Source organism: Naumannella cuiyingiana (assembly GCF_013408305.1).
GTDB lineage: Bacteria > Actinomycetota > Actinomycetes > Propionibacteriales > Propionibacteriaceae > Naumannella > Naumannella cuiyingiana.
Genome location: NZ_JACBZS010000001.1, coordinates 1734049 through 1749989, shown reverse-complemented (window position 1 = coordinate 1749989; position 15941 = coordinate 1734049). Strand labels below are relative to the sequence as shown.

At 72.9% G+C, this 15941-nt stretch carries 16 protein-coding genes; 9 read left to right on the top strand and 7 right to left on the bottom strand.

All coding sequences use genetic code 11. The features are described 5' to 3' along the window. Positions 1-40 precede the first annotated feature (40 nt). The 4 genes from GGQ54_RS08045 to GGQ54_RS08030 form a co-directional block, all read right to left on the bottom strand. The gene (locus GGQ54_RS08045) at positions 41-2461 is read right to left on the bottom strand and encodes a PRC-barrel domain-containing protein (protein WP_179444918.1); all 2421 of its coding nucleotides are present in this window, start codon (positions 2459-2461) and stop codon (positions 41-43) included. A gap of 174 nt (positions 2462-2635) precedes the next feature. After that, positions 2636-3301 (bottom strand): response regulator, encoded by a 666-nt coding sequence (locus tag GGQ54_RS08040; protein ID WP_179444917.1) that lies wholly within the window; start codon positions 3299-3301, stop codon positions 2636-2638. 31 nt (positions 3302-3332) lie between these two features. Further along, positions 3333-4703: a sensor histidine kinase gene (locus GGQ54_RS08035; RefSeq protein WP_179444916.1), complete on the bottom strand. Its 1371-nt coding sequence runs from the start codon at positions 4701-4703 to the stop codon at positions 3333-3335. Between the two features lie 96 nt (positions 4704-4799). Further along, entirely contained in the window at positions 4800-5408 is a 609-nt protein-coding gene (locus tag GGQ54_RS08030) for a hypothetical protein (RefSeq protein WP_179444915.1), read from the bottom strand. Between the two features lie 141 nt (positions 5409-5549). On the opposite strand from GGQ54_RS08030, the gene GGQ54_RS08025 reads away from it, so the two are divergent. From GGQ54_RS08025 to GGQ54_RS08000, 6 genes are all read left to right on the top strand, one after another. Continuing rightward, entirely contained in the window at positions 5550-6179 is a 630-nt protein-coding gene (locus tag GGQ54_RS08025; protein ID WP_179444914.1) for a TetR family transcriptional regulator, read from the top strand. Then, a complete protein-coding gene (locus tag GGQ54_RS08020) occupies positions 6176-6847 on the top strand; it encodes a hypothetical protein (protein ID WP_179444913.1) in 672 nt (223 codons plus the stop codon). The genes GGQ54_RS08025 and GGQ54_RS08020 overlap by 4 nt, the downstream gene beginning before the upstream one ends. After that, positions 6847-9159, top strand: coding sequence for a YhgE/Pip domain-containing protein (locus tag GGQ54_RS08015; RefSeq protein WP_179444912.1), 2313 nt, complete (start codon positions 6847-6849; stop codon positions 9157-9159). Before GGQ54_RS08020 ends, GGQ54_RS08015 begins: the two co-directional genes overlap by 1 nt. A 199-nt stretch (positions 9160-9358) precedes the next feature. Then, a complete protein-coding gene (gene trxB, locus GGQ54_RS08010; protein ID WP_179444911.1) occupies positions 9359-10408 on the top strand; it encodes a thioredoxin-disulfide reductase in 1050 nt (349 codons plus the stop codon). Positions 10409-10506: 98 nt separating this feature from the next. Next, the gene (gene trxA / locus GGQ54_RS08005) at positions 10507-10833 is read left to right on the top strand and encodes a thioredoxin (protein WP_179444910.1); all 327 of its coding nucleotides are present in this window, start codon (positions 10507-10509) and stop codon (positions 10831-10833) included. 9 nt (positions 10834-10842) lie between these two features. Further along, positions 10843-11562 (top strand): trimeric intracellular cation channel family protein, encoded by a 720-nt coding sequence (locus GGQ54_RS08000; RefSeq protein WP_179444909.1) that lies wholly within the window; start codon positions 10843-10845, stop codon positions 11560-11562. Positions 11563-11565: 3 nt separating this feature from the next. Here GGQ54_RS08000 and GGQ54_RS07995 read toward each other — a convergent pair whose 3' ends face one another. Continuing rightward, entirely contained in the window at positions 11566-12144 is a 579-nt protein-coding gene (locus GGQ54_RS07995; RefSeq protein ID WP_179444908.1) for a DUF4352 domain-containing protein, read from the bottom strand. 112 nt (positions 12145-12256) lie between these two features. Here GGQ54_RS07995 and GGQ54_RS16670 point away from each other — a divergent pair, with 112 nt between their 5' ends. Next, the gene (locus GGQ54_RS16670) at positions 12257-12385 is read left to right on the top strand and encodes a DLW-39 family protein (RefSeq protein WP_218843775.1); all 129 of its coding nucleotides are present in this window, start codon (positions 12257-12259) and stop codon (positions 12383-12385) included. 11 nt (positions 12386-12396) lie between these two features. Here the strand turns inward: GGQ54_RS16670 and GGQ54_RS07990 are convergent, their stop codons facing one another. Next, positions 12397-13056: an HAD family hydrolase gene (locus tag GGQ54_RS07990; RefSeq protein WP_179444907.1), complete on the bottom strand. Its 660-nt coding sequence runs from the start codon at positions 13054-13056 to the stop codon at positions 12397-12399. 67 nt (positions 13057-13123) lie between these two features. Between GGQ54_RS07990 and GGQ54_RS07985 the strand changes: the two genes are divergently transcribed. Further along, positions 13124-14107, top strand: a complete 984-nt coding sequence (locus GGQ54_RS07985) for a TIGR03557 family F420-dependent LLM class oxidoreductase (RefSeq protein WP_179444906.1) — start codon at positions 13124-13126, stop codon at positions 14105-14107. A gap of 48 nt (positions 14108-14155) precedes the next feature. Further along, on the top strand, positions 14156-14563 hold the full coding sequence (locus GGQ54_RS07980; RefSeq protein ID WP_179444905.1) for a metalloregulator ArsR/SmtB family transcription factor: 408 nt from the start codon (positions 14156-14158) through the stop codon (positions 14561-14563). Between the two features lie 319 nt (positions 14564-14882). Here GGQ54_RS07980 and GGQ54_RS07975 read toward each other — a convergent pair whose 3' ends face one another. Then, entirely contained in the window at positions 14883-15929 is a 1047-nt protein-coding gene (locus GGQ54_RS07975) for an FAD-dependent oxidoreductase (protein ID WP_179444904.1), read from the bottom strand. Between the last annotated feature and the right edge of the window lie 12 nt (positions 15930-15941).

The following is a 15941-nucleotide window of genomic DNA, read 5'->3' as shown; positions in this document are numbered from 1 at the left end:
GGCGCCCGCGGGCGAGCGTGCCTGACCGGGCGGGCAGAGCTCAGCGGCCGGTGCCGCCCCGGGGATCGCCGGACCGCGGATCGCGCCGCTGGCCCGGCAGTCGGCCCTCGCGCTCCATCTCGTCGAGGCGGGTGTTGGCGCGCCCGGCGAGCCGCTCGGCCTCGGTGAGCACATAGCGCAGGAACTTCGTCAGCCCGACCTGCGCCTTCGCCAGGCCGTCCTCGAAGCGGACCATCCCGTCGCCGCGGCCGCCAGTCTGTCCGGTACGCGGGGGCTGCCCGGTGCGCGGGGGCTGCTCGGTTCGCGGGGTGCTGGTCGGGCCCGCCGTGGGGTTGGTCGGGCCCGGGTCGCTGGTGCCCGGGTTGGTCGGGCCCGGGTCGCTGGTGCCCGGGTTGGTGGTGCCCGGGTCGGTCGACCGGCCGGCTGCGGCGAATCCGGCCGCACCGGCGGCCCCCGCCGCCGCACCGAACCCGGGCGACCCGTCGGCGGGCGCTCCCGCGGCCGGTCCGAACCGGTCGGCGGCGTCGGGGTCCTCCGGGGTGGTGCCCAACAGGTCGTCATCGGAGCCGTCGATGCCGTCGACCGGCGTACCCGTCGAAACGTCGCCGGTGCTGCCCGAGACGTCGCCGATGCTGTCGGTGCGCTCGGTGACGATCAGTTCCTCGTCGCTGCGGACGTCCTCCACGACGTAGCCCTCGGGGGTCTGCGCCCCGCCGTCGCCGAGGAAGGCGTCCCCGGCGGCGGGCCGGGCGTCGGGAGCGTCGGACGTACCGGCGAAGTCCTCGTCCTCGGCTGCCGTGATGTCCGCCGCATCCGCGGCCGCGAGGCTCGTCTCGTCGGTCTTGTCGGTCTCGTCGGCGGCGGCCGGGGTCTCGTCAATGGCGGCCGGGGTGTCGGCCTCGTCGGTGGAGGCTCCGGCGAAGGCATCGGCGGGAATGGGGTGGGGCTGGTACGGGTCCTCGGGGTCCACCATGCTGCCCATGCCCGGCTGCAGGTCGCCGGAGTCGGCGCCGGCGGCGAGGTCGTCCGTGTCGATCGATCGGGTGTCCTCGGCGCTTTCGTCCACCTCGGTGGCGGTCTCGTCCCGGTCCGGGTCGGCGGTGCGCTCGTCGTCTCGTTCGCCCGCGTCCCGTTCGGCCGCGTCCCGTTCGGCCGCGTCTCGATCGGCGGCGACCGCGCCGGCCAGGCCGATGGCGCCGGCGGCGCCGGTCGCGCCCGCGAACGCCGCGCCCGGCACCGGATCGTCCTCTGCATCGGCGCCCCGGTTCTCAAAGTTCCCGGTCTCGGAGTCCTGGGTCTCGGAGTCCTGCGTCTCGGACTCCTGGAACTCGGAGTCCCGGGTCTCGGTGGCGGGGGAGTCCTCGAGCGTCGTCTCGTCCGTGACCTCACCGCCGGGGGAGGTGGCGTAGGGATCGTCGGCGCCGACCGCCGGATCCGGCTCGACGGCCACCTGCTCGACGGTGACGCCCTCGACGGTCTCCTCGGACGCCGCGAACTCGCCTGCGGCGGCATCGCGCCGGTCGGCCGGTACGCCGTAATCGCCCTCGTCGTTGCTCGTCAGCGGTCCCGGGACGCTGCGCTCGGTCGCCGCCGGCGCATCCACGGTCGGCTCGTCACCCACCGACGCGCCTCCGACCGTGGCGCCGAGTCCCGCATCGCCCGATGCCGTGTCGCCCGGTTCCGCATCGGCCGGGGTCGCGCTCCGGTCCTGCTCCTGTTCGGCGGCGGTCCGCGGGTCGGCCCATGCCGACTCAGCGCCCGGTGCCCCGGCGTCCCGGCCGGGCGTCGCGGTCTCGTCACCGGCACGGTCGTCGGCGATGCCGCGCCGGCCCTGGCCCGTGAACTCCTCGCCGGCTTCGCCGGTTCGGGGCTGGTCGTCGGCTCCGCCGGCGGCAGCCGCCGCGCCCAGACCTGCGCCGGCCACGCCCGCCGCCCCGAGACCCGGGCCGGCCGTCGACTCACCGCGCGTCGCGTCCGCGTTGCCGGGCTCCCGAAGCACGGTCTGCTGCTCGGCCTGCTCGGCCTGCTCGGCCTGCTCGGCCTGCTCGGTCGCGTCCCGGTCGGCCGCCTCCCGCTCGGCGACGCCCGCCGTACCAGCCTGGCCCACCGCACCCGCCTGCGCGCGGTCGTCGGCGGGCGGCATGCCACCTTGCCCGCGTACCTCGTAATAGGCGTACAGCAGATCCTCCTCCTCGCGGGAGAGGTGCTGGTCGACGTCCTGGGCGGGTGCGCCCTTGATCTTGTCCTTGGTGTAGGGCACGCGGATCCGGCCCTCGACGAACTGGGCGTCGGCGAGCGGGACGAAGATCTCGTTGCCGCCGAAGAGCCCGACGCCGACCGTCACCCAACTCGGATTCTGGGTCTGGTCATCGAGGAAGAGCTGGCCGACGCTGCCGACCTTGTCCTCGTTGGCGTCGTAGACGTCGGCGTTGAGCAGCGCTTCGTAGTCATGGGTGGGCACGGCGGTCTCCTCGACGTTGCGGCGGCGGAGGCCCACCCGCAGTGCGCTCGGGTGGTGGCTCCACCAGTGAGCACTGGTGCGGCCCCGGAGGTCGGGGCACGTATCGAACCCTACCGCCCCGGCTCGGAGCGCCGACACCCCTCCTCGACGGGTACGCGGCGGCCGCCGGCGGTCTCAGTTGACCTTGGCGATCCCGGTCTCGTAGGCGAACAGCACCAGCGACACCCGATCCCGGCACTCGAGCTTGGCGAGCAGCCGGCCGATGTGGGTCTTCACGGTGCCCTCGGCCATGTAGAGGGTCCGGCAGATCTCGCCATTGGTCGCGCCCTTGGCCACCTCGCCGAGCACCTCGCGCTCGCGCTCGGTGAGCAGGCCGAGCCGCGGGTCGTCGGTCCGTTCGCCGGTGCCGGTCGGCAGGTGCTGCACGACATGATCAAGCAGCCGGCGGGTGGCGCTCGGCGCGACGACGGCCTCGCCGCTCGCCACGTCGCGGATCGCCGACAACAGGTCGTCCGGCCGGGCATCCTTCAGCAGGAAGCCGCTGGCACCGGCGCGCAGCGCGGCGAAGACGTACTCGTCGAGATCAAAGGTGGTCAGCACCAGGACCTTCGTCGGGTTGTCGGCCTCGACCAGGGCCCGCGTCGCCTCGACGCCGTCCATCACGGGCATCCGGATGTCCATCAGCACCACATCGGCCGGCCGACGGGTCAGATCGCGCACGGCCTGCTGACCGTTGCTCGCCTCGCCGACCACCTCAAGATCATCTTCGGCCTCGATCAGCATCCGGAAGCCGCCGCGCACCAGCGCCTGGTCGTCGCACAGATAGATCTTCAGACTCATCGCTCGCCCTTGTTGTTCGTGGTGAATGTGTTCATCGTGAGTTTCCCGGGTACGCCGGGGGCCGCGGATCGGCCATCGTCGCCCGCAGCGCATCGAGGCCGGCGGGCCCCGGCTCGACGGCCTCCGCTGCGGCGACCGGGCGCCGGTACGGCTGCGGCGGCTGCGCGGCCAGCGGCAGGACGGCGTGCACGGCGAATCCGGCGCCCGCCCGCGGGCGGGCGACCAGCCGGCCGCCCATCGCATGCACCCGTTCGTGCATGCCCTGCAAGCCATGTCCCTGAAGATCATTTCCGGCGGCCGCGCCGTGTCCGTCGTCGATCACGCTCAGCTCGACGGCGTCGCTGTGATAGGTGACGATCACCTCCGCACGCGCCGCCGGTCCGCCGTGCTTCAACACATTGGTCACGGCCTCCTGGACCACGCGGTACGCCGTGAGCTGCAGCGCCCGGGAGGCGTAGCGCGGGGGCGTACCCTGCTCGTCGTAGCGGAACCGGTCGCCGGCCCGGGCGACCATCTCGCCGATCTCGGCCAGCGTCGGCGCCGGCAGATAGTCGGGCTGGTTGGCGGCCTCCGGCCCGTCCCGCAGCACGCCGACGATCCGGCGCATCTCGTCCAGGGCCTCCCGGGAGGTGTCGGCGATGGTGTTCAGCACGTCGGCGGCCTTGTCCGGCTTGCGTTCGGCCAGGGCGCGGCCGCCCTCGGCCTGGACCACGATCACCGACAGCGAGTGCGCGACGATGTCGTGCAGTTCGCGAGCGATCTGGTTGCGGGCATTCGCCTCGGCGGTCCGCGCGCGGTGCTCGCGCTCGGCCAGCGCGTGCCGCATCCGCTCCGCCTCGCTCGCCTGTCGCTCCTCGACCCGGGCGTCGCTGGCCCGCAGGAAGCGCGCGATCACATAGGGCGCGACGACCATCCCGGCACAGCCGAAGACGAGCACCAGGAAGATCGACAGCGACCAATCGGTGGCACCGCCCTGGACATACTCCGGCGACAGCATCCAGGCCATCGGCCCGAGCACCGCCCCGACCAGACCGGCCCCCACCGCGAGCCGGCTGTAGCGCGTGCTCCAGCGTCCGTAGTCGAAGATGATCAAGGGCACCATGGCGATCGCCGGCACCGGGGTGCGCAGGATCACCAGCAGCAGGCAGCCCGCGATGCCGATCGCCAGCATCAGGCCCGGATAGTGACGCCGCAGACCCCAGCCGCCGGTGACCAGCAACGACGCGAGGAACAAAGCGGCGTACCGCAACGAGTCCGGGCTGCGGGGCTGGTCGATGGCCAGCAGCGCCCACGGCACCGCCGTCACCAGCACGGCCATTCCGCTCAGGACGAGGCTCGGCCACCAGGCGGCCTGCTCGGAGCGATAGCCGGGCTCGACGATCCAGCGGACGGGATTCTTCATGACCGGACCAGCCTAGGAGAGCGGTCGGCGGTGTTCAGTAGGCCCGCGGTCTCGGCGGCGCCCGGCGCGGGCCAGACCGGGGTCCGGCGGGCCGGATCAGCCGAGCGCTGTGGCGAACTGTTGGGCATTGCCGACCAGCTCGTCCAGGGTCTGCCCGCGCCAGCCGAGCACGACCACGGTGGTCGAGCGGCGGGTGGCCGCGCAGACGTCGAGATTGCGCGACGGCTCGCGCGCGCACAGCCCGCCGCCGACCTCGCGGATCGCGGTGGCACCGAGCGAGTCGAGCACCGCTCGCGAATCGGTGGCCGGGCGGACCGCGCTGACCACGATGGACAGCTCGCCGTTGCGCAGGTAGCGGCCCGTGGTGACCTGCTGAGCGCCCTCGTCGGCGGTCGGGTCGGTGCTCGCGACATCGGACGGGTCGCGGACGAACTCGCCGAGCTCCTGTGGCAGCACGGGTGCGCCGACGGGCTCGGGCGACGCGGTCGGGACCGGCGTACCGGCCGGGCGAAGGCTGAGGAATCCGACGGTGGCAACCGCAAGCAGCAGCGCGAGCACCGCGGCGCCGGCGACGATGAAGGGCCAGCGCGCGTCGGGTGCGGGCTTGGGCAGCGCGCGCGGGCGGGCGGGGCGGTTCGTGGTGCTGCGGGTTGCGGTGTCACGGCGGGGTACGCCCGCTGCCCGCTTGCCCGGATCCTGCGACATTCCACTCCTGCCCTGCTGACCGACGGCGGCCCGCTGGCTCCGGGCCGACGGCAACTGTACGCGACGGGCTTGACCGGCGCCCCTCCTGTGCATACCGTGAGTATCGAATACCGGCGGTATCGAGTGTGAAGGCGGGACGAGATGGGCAACTCGGTCATGGGGGACACCGGCCGGCGGGCCGACCCGGTCGGCGCGCGGCCCCGCCGGGCGGACGTCCGGCAGCGGATCGTCGAGACGGCGGCGGCGCGCTTCGAAGAAGGCGGGTACGCCGCGACGACGCTGAACGACATCGCCGCCACGGCCGGCTTCACCAAGGGGGCCGTCTACTCCAACTTCGGCTCCAAGCCCGAGTTGCTGCTCGCCGTGTGGCGCGAGATCTTCGATGCCAGCGCCGGCTCGGCGCTCGGCACCGCCCGCCAGATCCTCGCCGACGGGGGCGGCGACGATCCGGCCCGGCTGGCCGCGGCGCTGGCCGCGCCGGTGCGCAACACCTCGGGCTGGCAGGCGATCCTGGCCGAGTTCCGCGCGCTGGCCCGGCGCGATCCCGCGATCGCGGAGCGGTACGCCGAGATCCGCCGCCAGCACGTCGACGACCTGACGGGCCTGCTCGGATCGCTGGGCCTGTTCGCCGGCGAGGCCGAGTGCCGGCATGCGGCGGTGGTGTTGATGGGACAGGTCTCGGCCTGCGCCCAGGAGTACGCCGCCGGCGCGATCACCGCCGACGAGGTCACCGCGACGCTGGAATGGCTGATCGGCAAGGTGCTGCGATGACCCGCCCGCCCGTGCTGACGGCGACCGCGCTGGTGGTCGCCGTCAACGACGCCGAATCCGAGCCCTTGGATCTGGCACTGGTTCGCCACACGCTGCTGCAGGCCCCGCCCGGTCCGGTGCGCTCGGCGCTGCTGCTTGCCTGCGCCGGCCGCTGGGCGGGGCCGCAGCGCGGTCAGGTGGAGCTGGCCGGGACCGAGGGCGAGCGGGCGCGGGTCCGGGCCCGTCGGCTCCGTGAGGAGACCGCGGTGGCACGGATCCCCGGCCTGGTGGAGACCGAGCCGCGGTTGACCATCGCCGACGCCGTCGACGAGCGGGCCCTGTTCGAGGGGCTGTCGGTGCGCGCGGGCCGCCGGGCCTTCACCGAGCTGACCGAGCGGGCCGGGGTGGGCCTCGATGCCGGCACCCACATCGGCGCGCTGGCGCCCGCGGAGCGTACCTTCGTCGATCTTGCGCTCGGGCTGCTCCGGCCCGCCCGGGCGTTGATCACCGATGGACTCGGCGACGGCCTGGACGACCGGGGCCGGGCGTGGCTGCGCGACTGCGTACCGCCGATGCTCGGGCCGACGCTGTTGCTTGCCGGGGTGACCGACGCGAGCGTCGCGCCCGAGCAGGCGCACGTGATCCACAACGGGGTAGCACCGATCCGGCAGACCGGGAAGGAACGATGATGGCGAACGATGCTCGGCACAAGGCCGACCGTGATCGTCAACGCGGCGGCGCGCTGCGGCTCGGCAGCTTCGAGCTGCGCCGCTTCCGCGGGCCGCTGCCGGTGATCGCGTTGATCTTCGTCGCGCTGGTTCCGCTGCTCTACGGCGCGATCTATCTGTCGGCGAACTGGGATCCCTACGGCAATCTCGATCGGCTGCCGGTCGCCGTGGTCAACGAGGACCGGCCCGTCGACTACAACGGCGAGACGATCGCCGCCGGCCGCGACTTCACCGACGGGCTGGTGGAGGACAACAACTTCGGCTGGCACGTGGTGGACCGCGCGGAGGCCCAGCGTGGCCTGCGCGAGGGCGACTACTACCTGACCGTGTTCGTTCCGGCCGACTTCTCCGAGTCCCTGATCAGCGGCGCGGGCGACGATCCGAGACGGGCGAACATCTTCCTCGAGCGCAATGACGCCAACGGATTCGTGATCGGGTCGATCACGGGCAAGGCGGAGGATTCGATCACCCAGGCCGTCGACCAGGCCGCCATCGAGAACTACTTCAAGGCCGTCTTCGCCAATCTGACCAAGATCAGATCCGGCATGTCCGATGCGAACGACGGCGCCGGCCAGCTCGCCGACGGGCTGGGTACCGCGGCCGACGGCTCGCGGCAGCTCGCGGACGGCGCGGGACAGGCCGCCGACGCTGGCGGCAAGCTCGCCGACGGCGCCGCCGCGCTGCACACCGGGACCGGCGAACTGGCCGACGGGTCGGCCCGGCTGGCCGAGGGCAGCGGCAAACTGCGCGCCGGCAGCGGTCGCCTCGCCAGCGGGACCCGAGAGCTGGCCGGCGGGCTCGGCAAGGCCGCCGACGGCGCGGACCAGCTCGCCGACGGCTCCCGGCAGGTCGCGGACGGCACCCAGCAGTTGAACGACCGGGTGCTGCCGCCGCTGGACGCGTTGCGCACGGCCCTGCCCGAACTGCGCTCGGATGCGCAGACGATCAGCGGCGACGCCGTCGAGGTCAGCGGCCGGCTGGCCGGGCGTACCGATTCGCTGGCAACCGACCTGGCGGGCATGGACGCCGACCTGAAGGCGCTGGCGAAGAAGAACCCCGAGCTGGGCGAGGACCCGGCCTACCGCCGGCTGTCCGATCGGGTCGATTCCGCCAGCGAGCGAGCCTCGGGCATCGCCGAGCGGGCCGACCGGATCGCCACGGGCGCCAAGTCCGTCGACGGCCGGATCCGCGCCAGCGACGGGCTGGAGGACAACCTCGGCGCCGCCCGCAACAACCTGGTCCGGCTGAACGACGGCGCGCAACAGGTCGCCGCCGGCAATGCGCGGCTCGCCGGATCGTTGCGCGACGCCGGCTCCGGCGCGGACCGGCTGGCCGCCGGCGCGGGCGAGCTGAACGATGGTGTGATCGCGCTGGACGACGGGGCGTCGAGCCTCGCTGCCGGCGCGCGGCGGCTCGACGACGGGGCCGCCCAGCTCGACTCCGGGGCGGGCGAGCTGGCCGGCGGTCTGCGTACCCTCCGGGACAGCAGCGGCCGGCTCTCCGCCGGGATCGCCCAGCTCGACGACGGCGCGCAGCGGCTGCACGACGGGCTGTCCCGGGGACTGGAGCGGCTGCCGGTGATCAGTGAGGCCCAGGCCGAGGAGGCGGCGCAGGTGCTGTCGGCGCCCGCCGATGTGCAGATGACCGTGGACAACCCCGCGGACTACTACGGCCGCGGGCTGGCGCCGATGTTCTTCTCGATCGCGTTGTGGGTGTTCGGGATCTCGGCGTTCCTGGTGATGCGGCCGATCGCGACCCGGACCCTGGCCGGCCGGGCGAACCCGGTCCGGCTGGCGCTCGGCGGATGGCTGCCCGTGGGCGCGGTCGCGGTCGTCGGCGGGCTTGCGATGATCGGGATCGTCTGGGCGACCATGGGCCTGGCCCCGGCGCATCCACTGGCGTTCGTGGGACTGACGCTGCTCGGTGCGGTCACGTTCAGCCTGCTGGCGAGCGCGCTCCGCCTGGCCTTGGGTACGCCGGGATCGGCCTTGTTGTTGATCACCCTGATCGTGCAACTGGCCGCGGCCGGCGGTACCTATCCGCCGGAGATCCTGCCCGCGTTCTTCCGGGCGTTGCACCCGCTGCTGCCGATGACCTACCTGATCGATGCGTACCGGATCGCGATCTCCGGCGGGCAACTCGACCGGCTGTGGCTCTGCGTGGGGGTGCTGGCGGGCTGGGCGCTGGCGGCCGGCGCGCTGGCGATCTGGACGGTCGCCCGGCGGCGCCGGTTCGGCCCGCGGGACCTCGCCCCGCCGATCCCGGCGCCCTGAGCGATCTCGCGGGGGGACGTGCCGCGCCGGGGCGGCCGCACCCGGGGGACCGACCGCCCGGCCGAGGGAACAATGCCGGCCGGGCGGCGGTTGTCACCGGCATAGAATCGACCGGTGCGACCCCGTCGCCGCGAGCGGCCGGGGGATTGCGAGGGCCGGGCAGGGCACGGATCGGCAGGGGACTGCCGGAGAGGACGACATGATCGAGATTCCCAGCGCCGAGGGTGCACCGGGCGCGGCCGACGAGCCGGACCGCGTGCGCGACCTCATCATCATCGGCAGCGGGCCGGCGGGCTACACCGCCGCGATCTATGCCGCGCGCGCCGAGTTGCGGCCGCTGGTGCTGGAGGGGGCGCTGGCCGCCGGAGGCGCCTTGATGACGACCACCGAGGTCGAGAACTATCCGGGCTTCGCCGAGGGCATCCAGGGCCCCGAGCTGATGGACCAGATGCGGGCGCAGGCCGAGCGGTTCGGCGCGGAGTTGATCACCGACGACGCCGTGTCGGTCGACCTGACCGGCGAGATCAAGAAGGTGACCGACGCGGCGGGGAACTCCTATGCCGCGCGCACGGTGATCCTGGCGATGGGCTCGGCGTACCGCAAGCTCGGCATCGAGCGCGAGGACGAGCTGTCCGGCAAGGGCGTCTCGTGGTGTGCCACCTGTGACGGATTCTTCTTCAAGGACAAGGATCTGGTGGTCGTCGGCGGCGGCGACTCGGCGATGGAGGAGGCGACGTTCCTGACCCGGTTCGCGAAGTCGCTGACCCTGGTCCACCGCCGCGACGAGCTGCGCGCGTCCAAGATCATGGCCAATCGCGCCAAGAACGATCCCAAGATCAGCTTCGCCCTGAACTCCGCCGTCAAGGATCTGCACGGCGACGCGTCGCTGGACAAGGTGACGCTGGTGGACACGGTGACCGGCGAGGAGCGCGATCTCGACGCGCAGGGGCTGTTCATCGCCATCGGCCACGACCCGCGCTCGGAGCTGGTCAAGGGGCAGGTGCACCTGGACGAGAACGGCTATGTCCTGGTCGAGGGCCGGACCACCCGGACCAACCTGCCCGGTGTGTTCGCCGCCGGGGACCTGGTCGACCACTCCTACCAGCAGGCGGTCACCGCGGCCGGCTCCGGCTGCGCCGCGGCCCTCGACGCCGAGCGCTACCTCGCCGACCTGGACGACATCGCGGCCGGGCAGGACGCCCCCGCCGCCGCCGACCGCGGCGTCCTGTCCGACAGCATCACCGCCTGAGCAGCCGCCGCGGCACGCCGGCCGGGGTCAGCTCATGAGAAATCCGGCGGTGTCGGCGGGGGCGCCTAGGCTGGTCGTCGAGACGGGGAGGACATCCGATGGGACTGCGTGAGGTCACCGACGCCACGTTCGAGGCGGAGGTGCTGGGTTCGGACCGGCCGGTGCTGGTCGACTACTGGGCCGACTGGTGTACGCCGTGCCGCCAGCTCGAGCCGATCATCGAGGAGCTCGAGGCGCGCTACGGCGACCGGATGGAGTTCGTCAAGATCGACACCGGGGAGAATCCGATCAGCGCCGCCGAGCAGCAGGTCCGCGGCCTGCCCACCGTGCAGATCTTCGCCGGCGGCGAGGCGGTCCGCACCTTCCAGGGCTCCAAGCCCAAGACCGTCCTTCGCGAGGCGATCGAGGCGCAGCTCTGCCCCTAGGCTTCGGGCATGGAGCTGGTCAGCGTCTTCCGGGTCATCGACCTGTTGGGCGTGCTCTGCAATGCCATCATCGGTGGCAGCATCGCCCGTACGCTGAAGTTCGATCCCGTCGGGTTCGCCGTCCTGGCGATCATGTCGGCACTGGCCGGCGGCATGCTCCGCGACATCCTGCTCGCCGCCGGGCCGCCCGTCGCGCTGATCGATCCGGCGTACCTGATCACCGCCCTCGCCGGCGCCGCGTTCGTCTTCGTCCTGCACGTCGAGGGTCGACCGTGGCGCTGGGCGCTGGCCGCGATGGATGCCGTCTGCCTCGGCGCGTGGGCCGCCACCGGCACCGTCAAGGCGCTCGGCCTGGGCCACGGCCCGCTGACCGCGATCATGCTCGGGTTGATCACCGCGGTGGGCGGCGGGATGCTCCGCGACATCGCGATCGGCCGGGTCCCCGCGATCTTCGGCGGCAATACCCTGTACGCCACCGCGGCCCTGCTGGCCTCCCTCGCCGTGCTCGCCACCCCCGCCGAGCTCCGCCCGACAGTGGGAATGATCATCGCCACGGTGGTCGGCGCCGCGATCACGCTGCTCGCCCGCTGGCGTCGCTGGCAGTTGCCGCAACCACCGGGGCTGACGGTCGAGCTGACCACCGACCAGGTCAGATCACTGGTACGCCGGGCGCAGCGCGACGAGCGGCGCCGCCTGCTCCGCCGCCGGCGGCCCGACGCCCGGTCGTGAGGCTCAGCCCACGGCGCCGGTGAACTGCACGGGATCGTTCACGTCGTCGCGGCGGTCGACGGCGACGGTGACATTGCCCAGCTCGCTCGCCGGAACGGCGAACGCGAAGGCTCCGGTCACGGTCTGCCCGGGCCCGACCGCACCCTCGAAGGAGTCGCCGACGGCGCCCTCGGAGTCGCCGACGAGCTGCGCGCCGACGTCGGCCTCGCCGTAATAGCCCTGGACGACCCAGTTGCTCAGGTTCACCGACCGGTTGCCGTCGTTGACCACCTCGATCACCGCGGTGACGATCTCGCCGTCGGTGCCCTCGGCCCCGGTCATCGACTCCGAGGCGGTGCCCGCGGTGATCGACGCCAACTGCAACTGGACCCCGTCCTCGTAGCGGGCCGCGTCCTCCAGCCCGAACTCGTCGCCGGCGGGGGGCTCGGTCGGTGGGGCGTAGCGGTCGGCGGGGTCGATGGTGGAGGTCGGCTCGGCCGATGTCGGCGCGGGGGTGGGGCGCTGCGGACCCGGCGGCGTACACGCGGTCACCGCGAGGACGCCGGCCGCCGCGACGGCCAGCCCGATGCGGACGCGAATCATCTGGTTCCTCCGGGCGATTCGGGTGCGGGGCGCGCGCAGTCTATCGGCCGGTACGCGAGGTCTCGGCCATCTGCCGCGTCGGCGCGGCAGCCGGCGAACTAGGCTGGGCGAGATGAAGAAGATCCTGATCCTGCTCACCGTTGTCGGCGCGGTACTCGCCGCCGTACTGCGCTGCCGTCAGATCCAGGAACAGCGCGAGGTCGAGGCCGAGATCTGGGCCGAGGCCACCGACCCGCTCTGACCGACGGGCGCTCAGGGGCGCCACTCGCCGTCCACGAGGGCGGCCACGTCATCGACCACGAGCGCGGCGCCGGCCTGGTTGAGTTCGGCGGCGGAGAATCCGCCGGTACGCACGGCCACGGCGTCGGCGCCGAGCCGGCCCGCCGACTCGATGTCCCAGACACTGTCGCCCACCACCACGGCCCGCCGGCCGCCCGCCCGCTCCAGCGCGACGCCCAGGATGTCGGGCTGCGGCTTGGACTCCTCGGCGTCCTCGGAGCTGGTGACGGCGGCGAAATCGTCGGCGTCGAGGCCGAGGGAGTCGATCGCGGCATCGGTGAAGCGCTTCTTTCCCGACGAGGCCAGCGCCACCCGCAGCCCCAGGCCGGCAAGGTGGCGGACCAGGTCCGCCGCGCGCGGTAGTGGGCGTACCTGCGGCAACAGCGCGGCGTACTCGTCCTCCCACTCCGCGCGCAGCTCGTCGCCGAGACGCCGCTCGACCTCGGCCCCGCACAGCTCCTCGACCAACCGGTCGCCGCCCATCCCGATCGCCCGGTGTACCCGCCACGACTCGGGCGCCAGCTCGTGTCGCGCGAAGGCGCGCTGCCAGGCCAGGGCGTGCAGGTAGGTGGAGTCGACCAGCGTGCCGTCGACATCCAGCAGGACCGTGTCGACCGATTCGGCAGGGGGCATGGCGCGTCCTCGCTCCCGGAGCGTAGTGTCGAGATATCGACTTCAACTTCTGCGTGGAGGATACTGAATGTCTGCACGTTTCGGCTACACGTTGATGACCGAGCAGGCCGGGCCGAAGCAGTTGATCACCGATGCAGTGGCTGCCGAGCGGGCGGGCTTCGACTTCGAGGTCTGCAGTGACCACTACTCGCCGTGGCTCGCCGAACAGGGGCACGCGCCGTTCGCCTGGAGCGTGCTCGGAGCGGTCGCCGACCGGACCGAGCGGGTGGAGTTGATCAGCTTCGTCACCTGCCCGACCATGCGTTATCACCCCGCGGTCGTCGCGCAACAGGCTGCCACGACCCAGTTGCTGGCCGACGGCCGATTCGTCCTCGGGCTCGGCAGCGGCGAGAACCTCAACGAGCATGTGATCGGACAGGGCTGGCCCGGCGTACCCGCCCGGCAGGAGATGCTGGTGGAGGCGCTGCACATCATCCGCGCGCTGCTCGACGGTGGCCTGGTCGACTTCGTCGGCGAGCACTTCCGGGTGGACGCCGCCCGGCTGTGGGACCGGCCGGCGGACGGCGTACCCATCGGCGTCGCGATCTCCGGGGAACTGGGCATCTCCGCGTTCGCGCCGCTGGCCGAGCACCTGATCGCCGTCGAGCCGAATTCCGAGTTGATCAAGCAGTGGAACGGTGTCGACGGCGCGCCGAAGATCGGGCAGCAGGCGCGGGCGATCGGCCAGTTGCCGGTCTGTTGGGACCCGGACGCCGACGCGGCGATCGCGCGCGCCCATGATCAGTTCCGCTGGTTCGCGGGCGGCTGGCCGGTGAACGCCGACCTGCGTACCCCGGCCGGCTTCGCGGCGGCGACCCGGCTCGTGACGCCGGAGGATGTGGCGGCGGCCATCCCGTGCGGCCCCGATCTGGACGCGATCGCCGAAGCCGTGCAGGGCTATCTCGATGCCGGATTCACCGATGTCGCGCTGATCCAGATCGGCGGCGACACGCAGGAACGCTTCCTGACCGAGGCCGCGGGACCGCTGCTGGAGCGGTTGCGCAGGCTCTGATCGGGGTGCCCGGCGTCGGTGCCTGCGCGATGGCGGGACAATGCCCGGGTGAGGTATCCGGGCACTGACGACGACTCCGGGGTCCGGCTGCGCCCGCTGGACCCGACCAAACCCCAGTTGGAGGTGGCCGCGCGGACGTTCTCGCTGCTCGCGGCGCCCGTGCGGCTGCACCTGGTCGCGCTGGCCGCCGAGGGTCGCTACGACGTCGGTACGCTCGCCGAGCGGGTCGGGGTCAGCATCGCCACCGCGAGCCAGCACCTCAGCAAGCTGCGGCTGGCCGGCATCGTCAGCGCCAGCCGGGACGGCCGGCACCTGTTCTACGCCGTCGACGACCCGCACGTGCTGACGCTGGTCGCGCAGATCTTCGAACACATTGCCCCCGACGGCACCCTCGCGCCAGACCCGCCCCTCGCCGACAGCCCCGCCGGCAGCCTGCGCATCGCCGACGACGAGTAGCCCTGTTGGGCTCGCGGGTGCCGGTCGGGCCCCAAGCTGCCGATTGGGTTCGTGGATGGGCGGGCGTACCTCGATCCGCGGGCCGAATCGGCAGGTGCGGGCCGAGTATCGCTCGCGGGTGCCGTTTGGGCCTGTGGATGCCGGTTGAATTCGCGGATCCGGGTGGGTTCGCGGATCGACCGGCGTGCCTGGATCCGCGGGCTGAGTCGGCAGGCGCGGGCCGAGTATCGTTCGCGGGTGCCGGTTGGGCTCGCGGGTGCCGGGTGAGTTCGCGGGTGCCGGTTGAGCTCGCGGATGGCTGGGCAGGCGGGGGACGACCTCAGCCGAGAAGTTCTCCGATCTCGCGGGCCGCGGCACGGCCGGCGCGATTGGCGCCGATGGTCGAGGCGCCGGTGCCGTAGCCGACCAGATGGACCCGGTGGTCGCGGGCCACCCGGGTGAGTCCCCGCCCGTCCATCGTGATGCCGCCGCCGGTCTCGCGCAGGTGCAGCGGGGCCAGATGATCCAGGCTTGCCCGGAAGCCGGTCGCCCAGATGATCGCATCCGCGCGGCAGGTACGCCCGTCCGCCCAGCGCACCCCCTCCGGCACCACACGCTCGAACATCGCCAGCCGCTCCAGCACACCCGACGCGATCCCCGCCCGCACGGCCGGCGTCAGCGGCAAACCGGTCACGCTGACCACCGAGCGCGGCGGCAGCCCGGCCCGGACCCGGTCGGCCACCATCGCCACCGCCGCCCGGCCCCGCTCCTCGCCGAACTCGCCCTCGGTGAAGATCGGCGGCCGCCGGGTCACCCAGCGCGTCGCTGCGGCCAACGGTGCGAGCTCCAGCAGATGCTGGACCGCGGAGATCCCGCCGCCGACCACGATCACCCGCAGCCCGGCGAATGCCTGTGGTCCCGGATAGTCGTGCGTGTGCAACTGCCACCCCGCGAACGACTCCCGGCCCGGCACGGCCGGCCAGAACGGCTTCCCCCAGGTGCCGGTGGCATTGGCCAGCGCCCGCGCCGACCACACCCGCCCGTCGTCCGCGACGGCGGCCAGCCGCCCATGATCATCGGCCACCCGGCGGATCGTCACCGGACGTTCGACCTTGATCGAGAACTCCTGCTCGTACGCCCCGAACCATGCCGGCACCGCCTCGCTCGCCGGCGCCACCGGATCGGCCGCCGGTGGCGTGGTGCCCGGCAACTCCCGGATCCCGTTCACGGTGGCCATGGTCAGCGTCGGCCAACGGTGCCGCCACGCCCCGCCCGGGCCCTCCTCCGCATCGACCACCGCGTGGCCGATGCCGCTTCGCTCCAGGTGGTACGCCACCGACAGCCCGGCCTGACCGGCACCGATCACCAGCACGTCGACCGACGCCATGATCAGCTCTTC

Excerpts from the sequence above, each read along its gene's own strand:
- GGQ54_RS08040 (WP_179444917.1), bottom strand. The coding sequence starts at position 3,301 with ATGAGTCTGAAGATCTATCTGTGCGACGACCAGGCGCTGGTGCGCGGC.
- GGQ54_RS08035 (WP_179444916.1), bottom strand. The coding sequence starts at position 4,703 with ATGAAGAATCCCGTCCGCTGGATCGTCGAGCCCGGCTATCGCTCCGAG.
- GGQ54_RS08030 (WP_179444915.1), bottom strand. The coding sequence starts at position 5,408 with ATGTCGCAGGATCCGGGCAAGCGGGCAGCGGGCGTACCCCGCCGTGAC.
- GGQ54_RS08025 (WP_179444914.1), top strand. The coding sequence starts at position 5,550 with ATGGGCAACTCGGTCATGGGGGACACCGGCCGGCGGGCCGACCCGGTC.
- GGQ54_RS08020 (WP_179444913.1), top strand. The coding sequence starts at position 6,176 with ATGACCCGCCCGCCCGTGCTGACGGCGACCGCGCTGGTGGTCGCCGTC.
- GGQ54_RS08015 (WP_179444912.1), top strand. The coding sequence starts at position 6,847 with ATGGCGAACGATGCTCGGCACAAGGCCGACCGTGATCGTCAACGCGGC.
- trxB (WP_179444911.1), top strand. The coding sequence starts at position 9,359 with ATGATCGAGATTCCCAGCGCCGAGGGTGCACCGGGCGCGGCCGACGAG.
- trxA (WP_179444910.1), top strand. The coding sequence starts at position 10,507 with ATGGGACTGCGTGAGGTCACCGACGCCACGTTCGAGGCGGAGGTGCTG.
- GGQ54_RS08000 (WP_179444909.1), top strand. The coding sequence starts at position 10,843 with ATGGAGCTGGTCAGCGTCTTCCGGGTCATCGACCTGTTGGGCGTGCTC.
- GGQ54_RS07995 (WP_179444908.1), bottom strand. The coding sequence starts at position 12,144 with ATGATTCGCGTCCGCATCGGGCTGGCCGTCGCGGCGGCCGGCGTCCTC.
- GGQ54_RS16670 (WP_218843775.1), top strand. The coding sequence starts at position 12,257 with ATGAAGAAGATCCTGATCCTGCTCACCGTTGTCGGCGCGGTACTCGCC.
- GGQ54_RS07990 (WP_179444907.1), bottom strand. The coding sequence starts at position 13,056 with ATGCCCCCTGCCGAATCGGTCGACACGGTCCTGCTGGATGTCGACGGC.
- GGQ54_RS07985 (WP_179444906.1), top strand. The coding sequence starts at position 13,124 with ATGTCTGCACGTTTCGGCTACACGTTGATGACCGAGCAGGCCGGGCCG.
- GGQ54_RS07975 (WP_179444904.1), bottom strand. The coding sequence starts at position 15,929 with ATGGCGTCGGTCGACGTGCTGGTGATCGGTGCCGGTCAGGCCGGGCTG.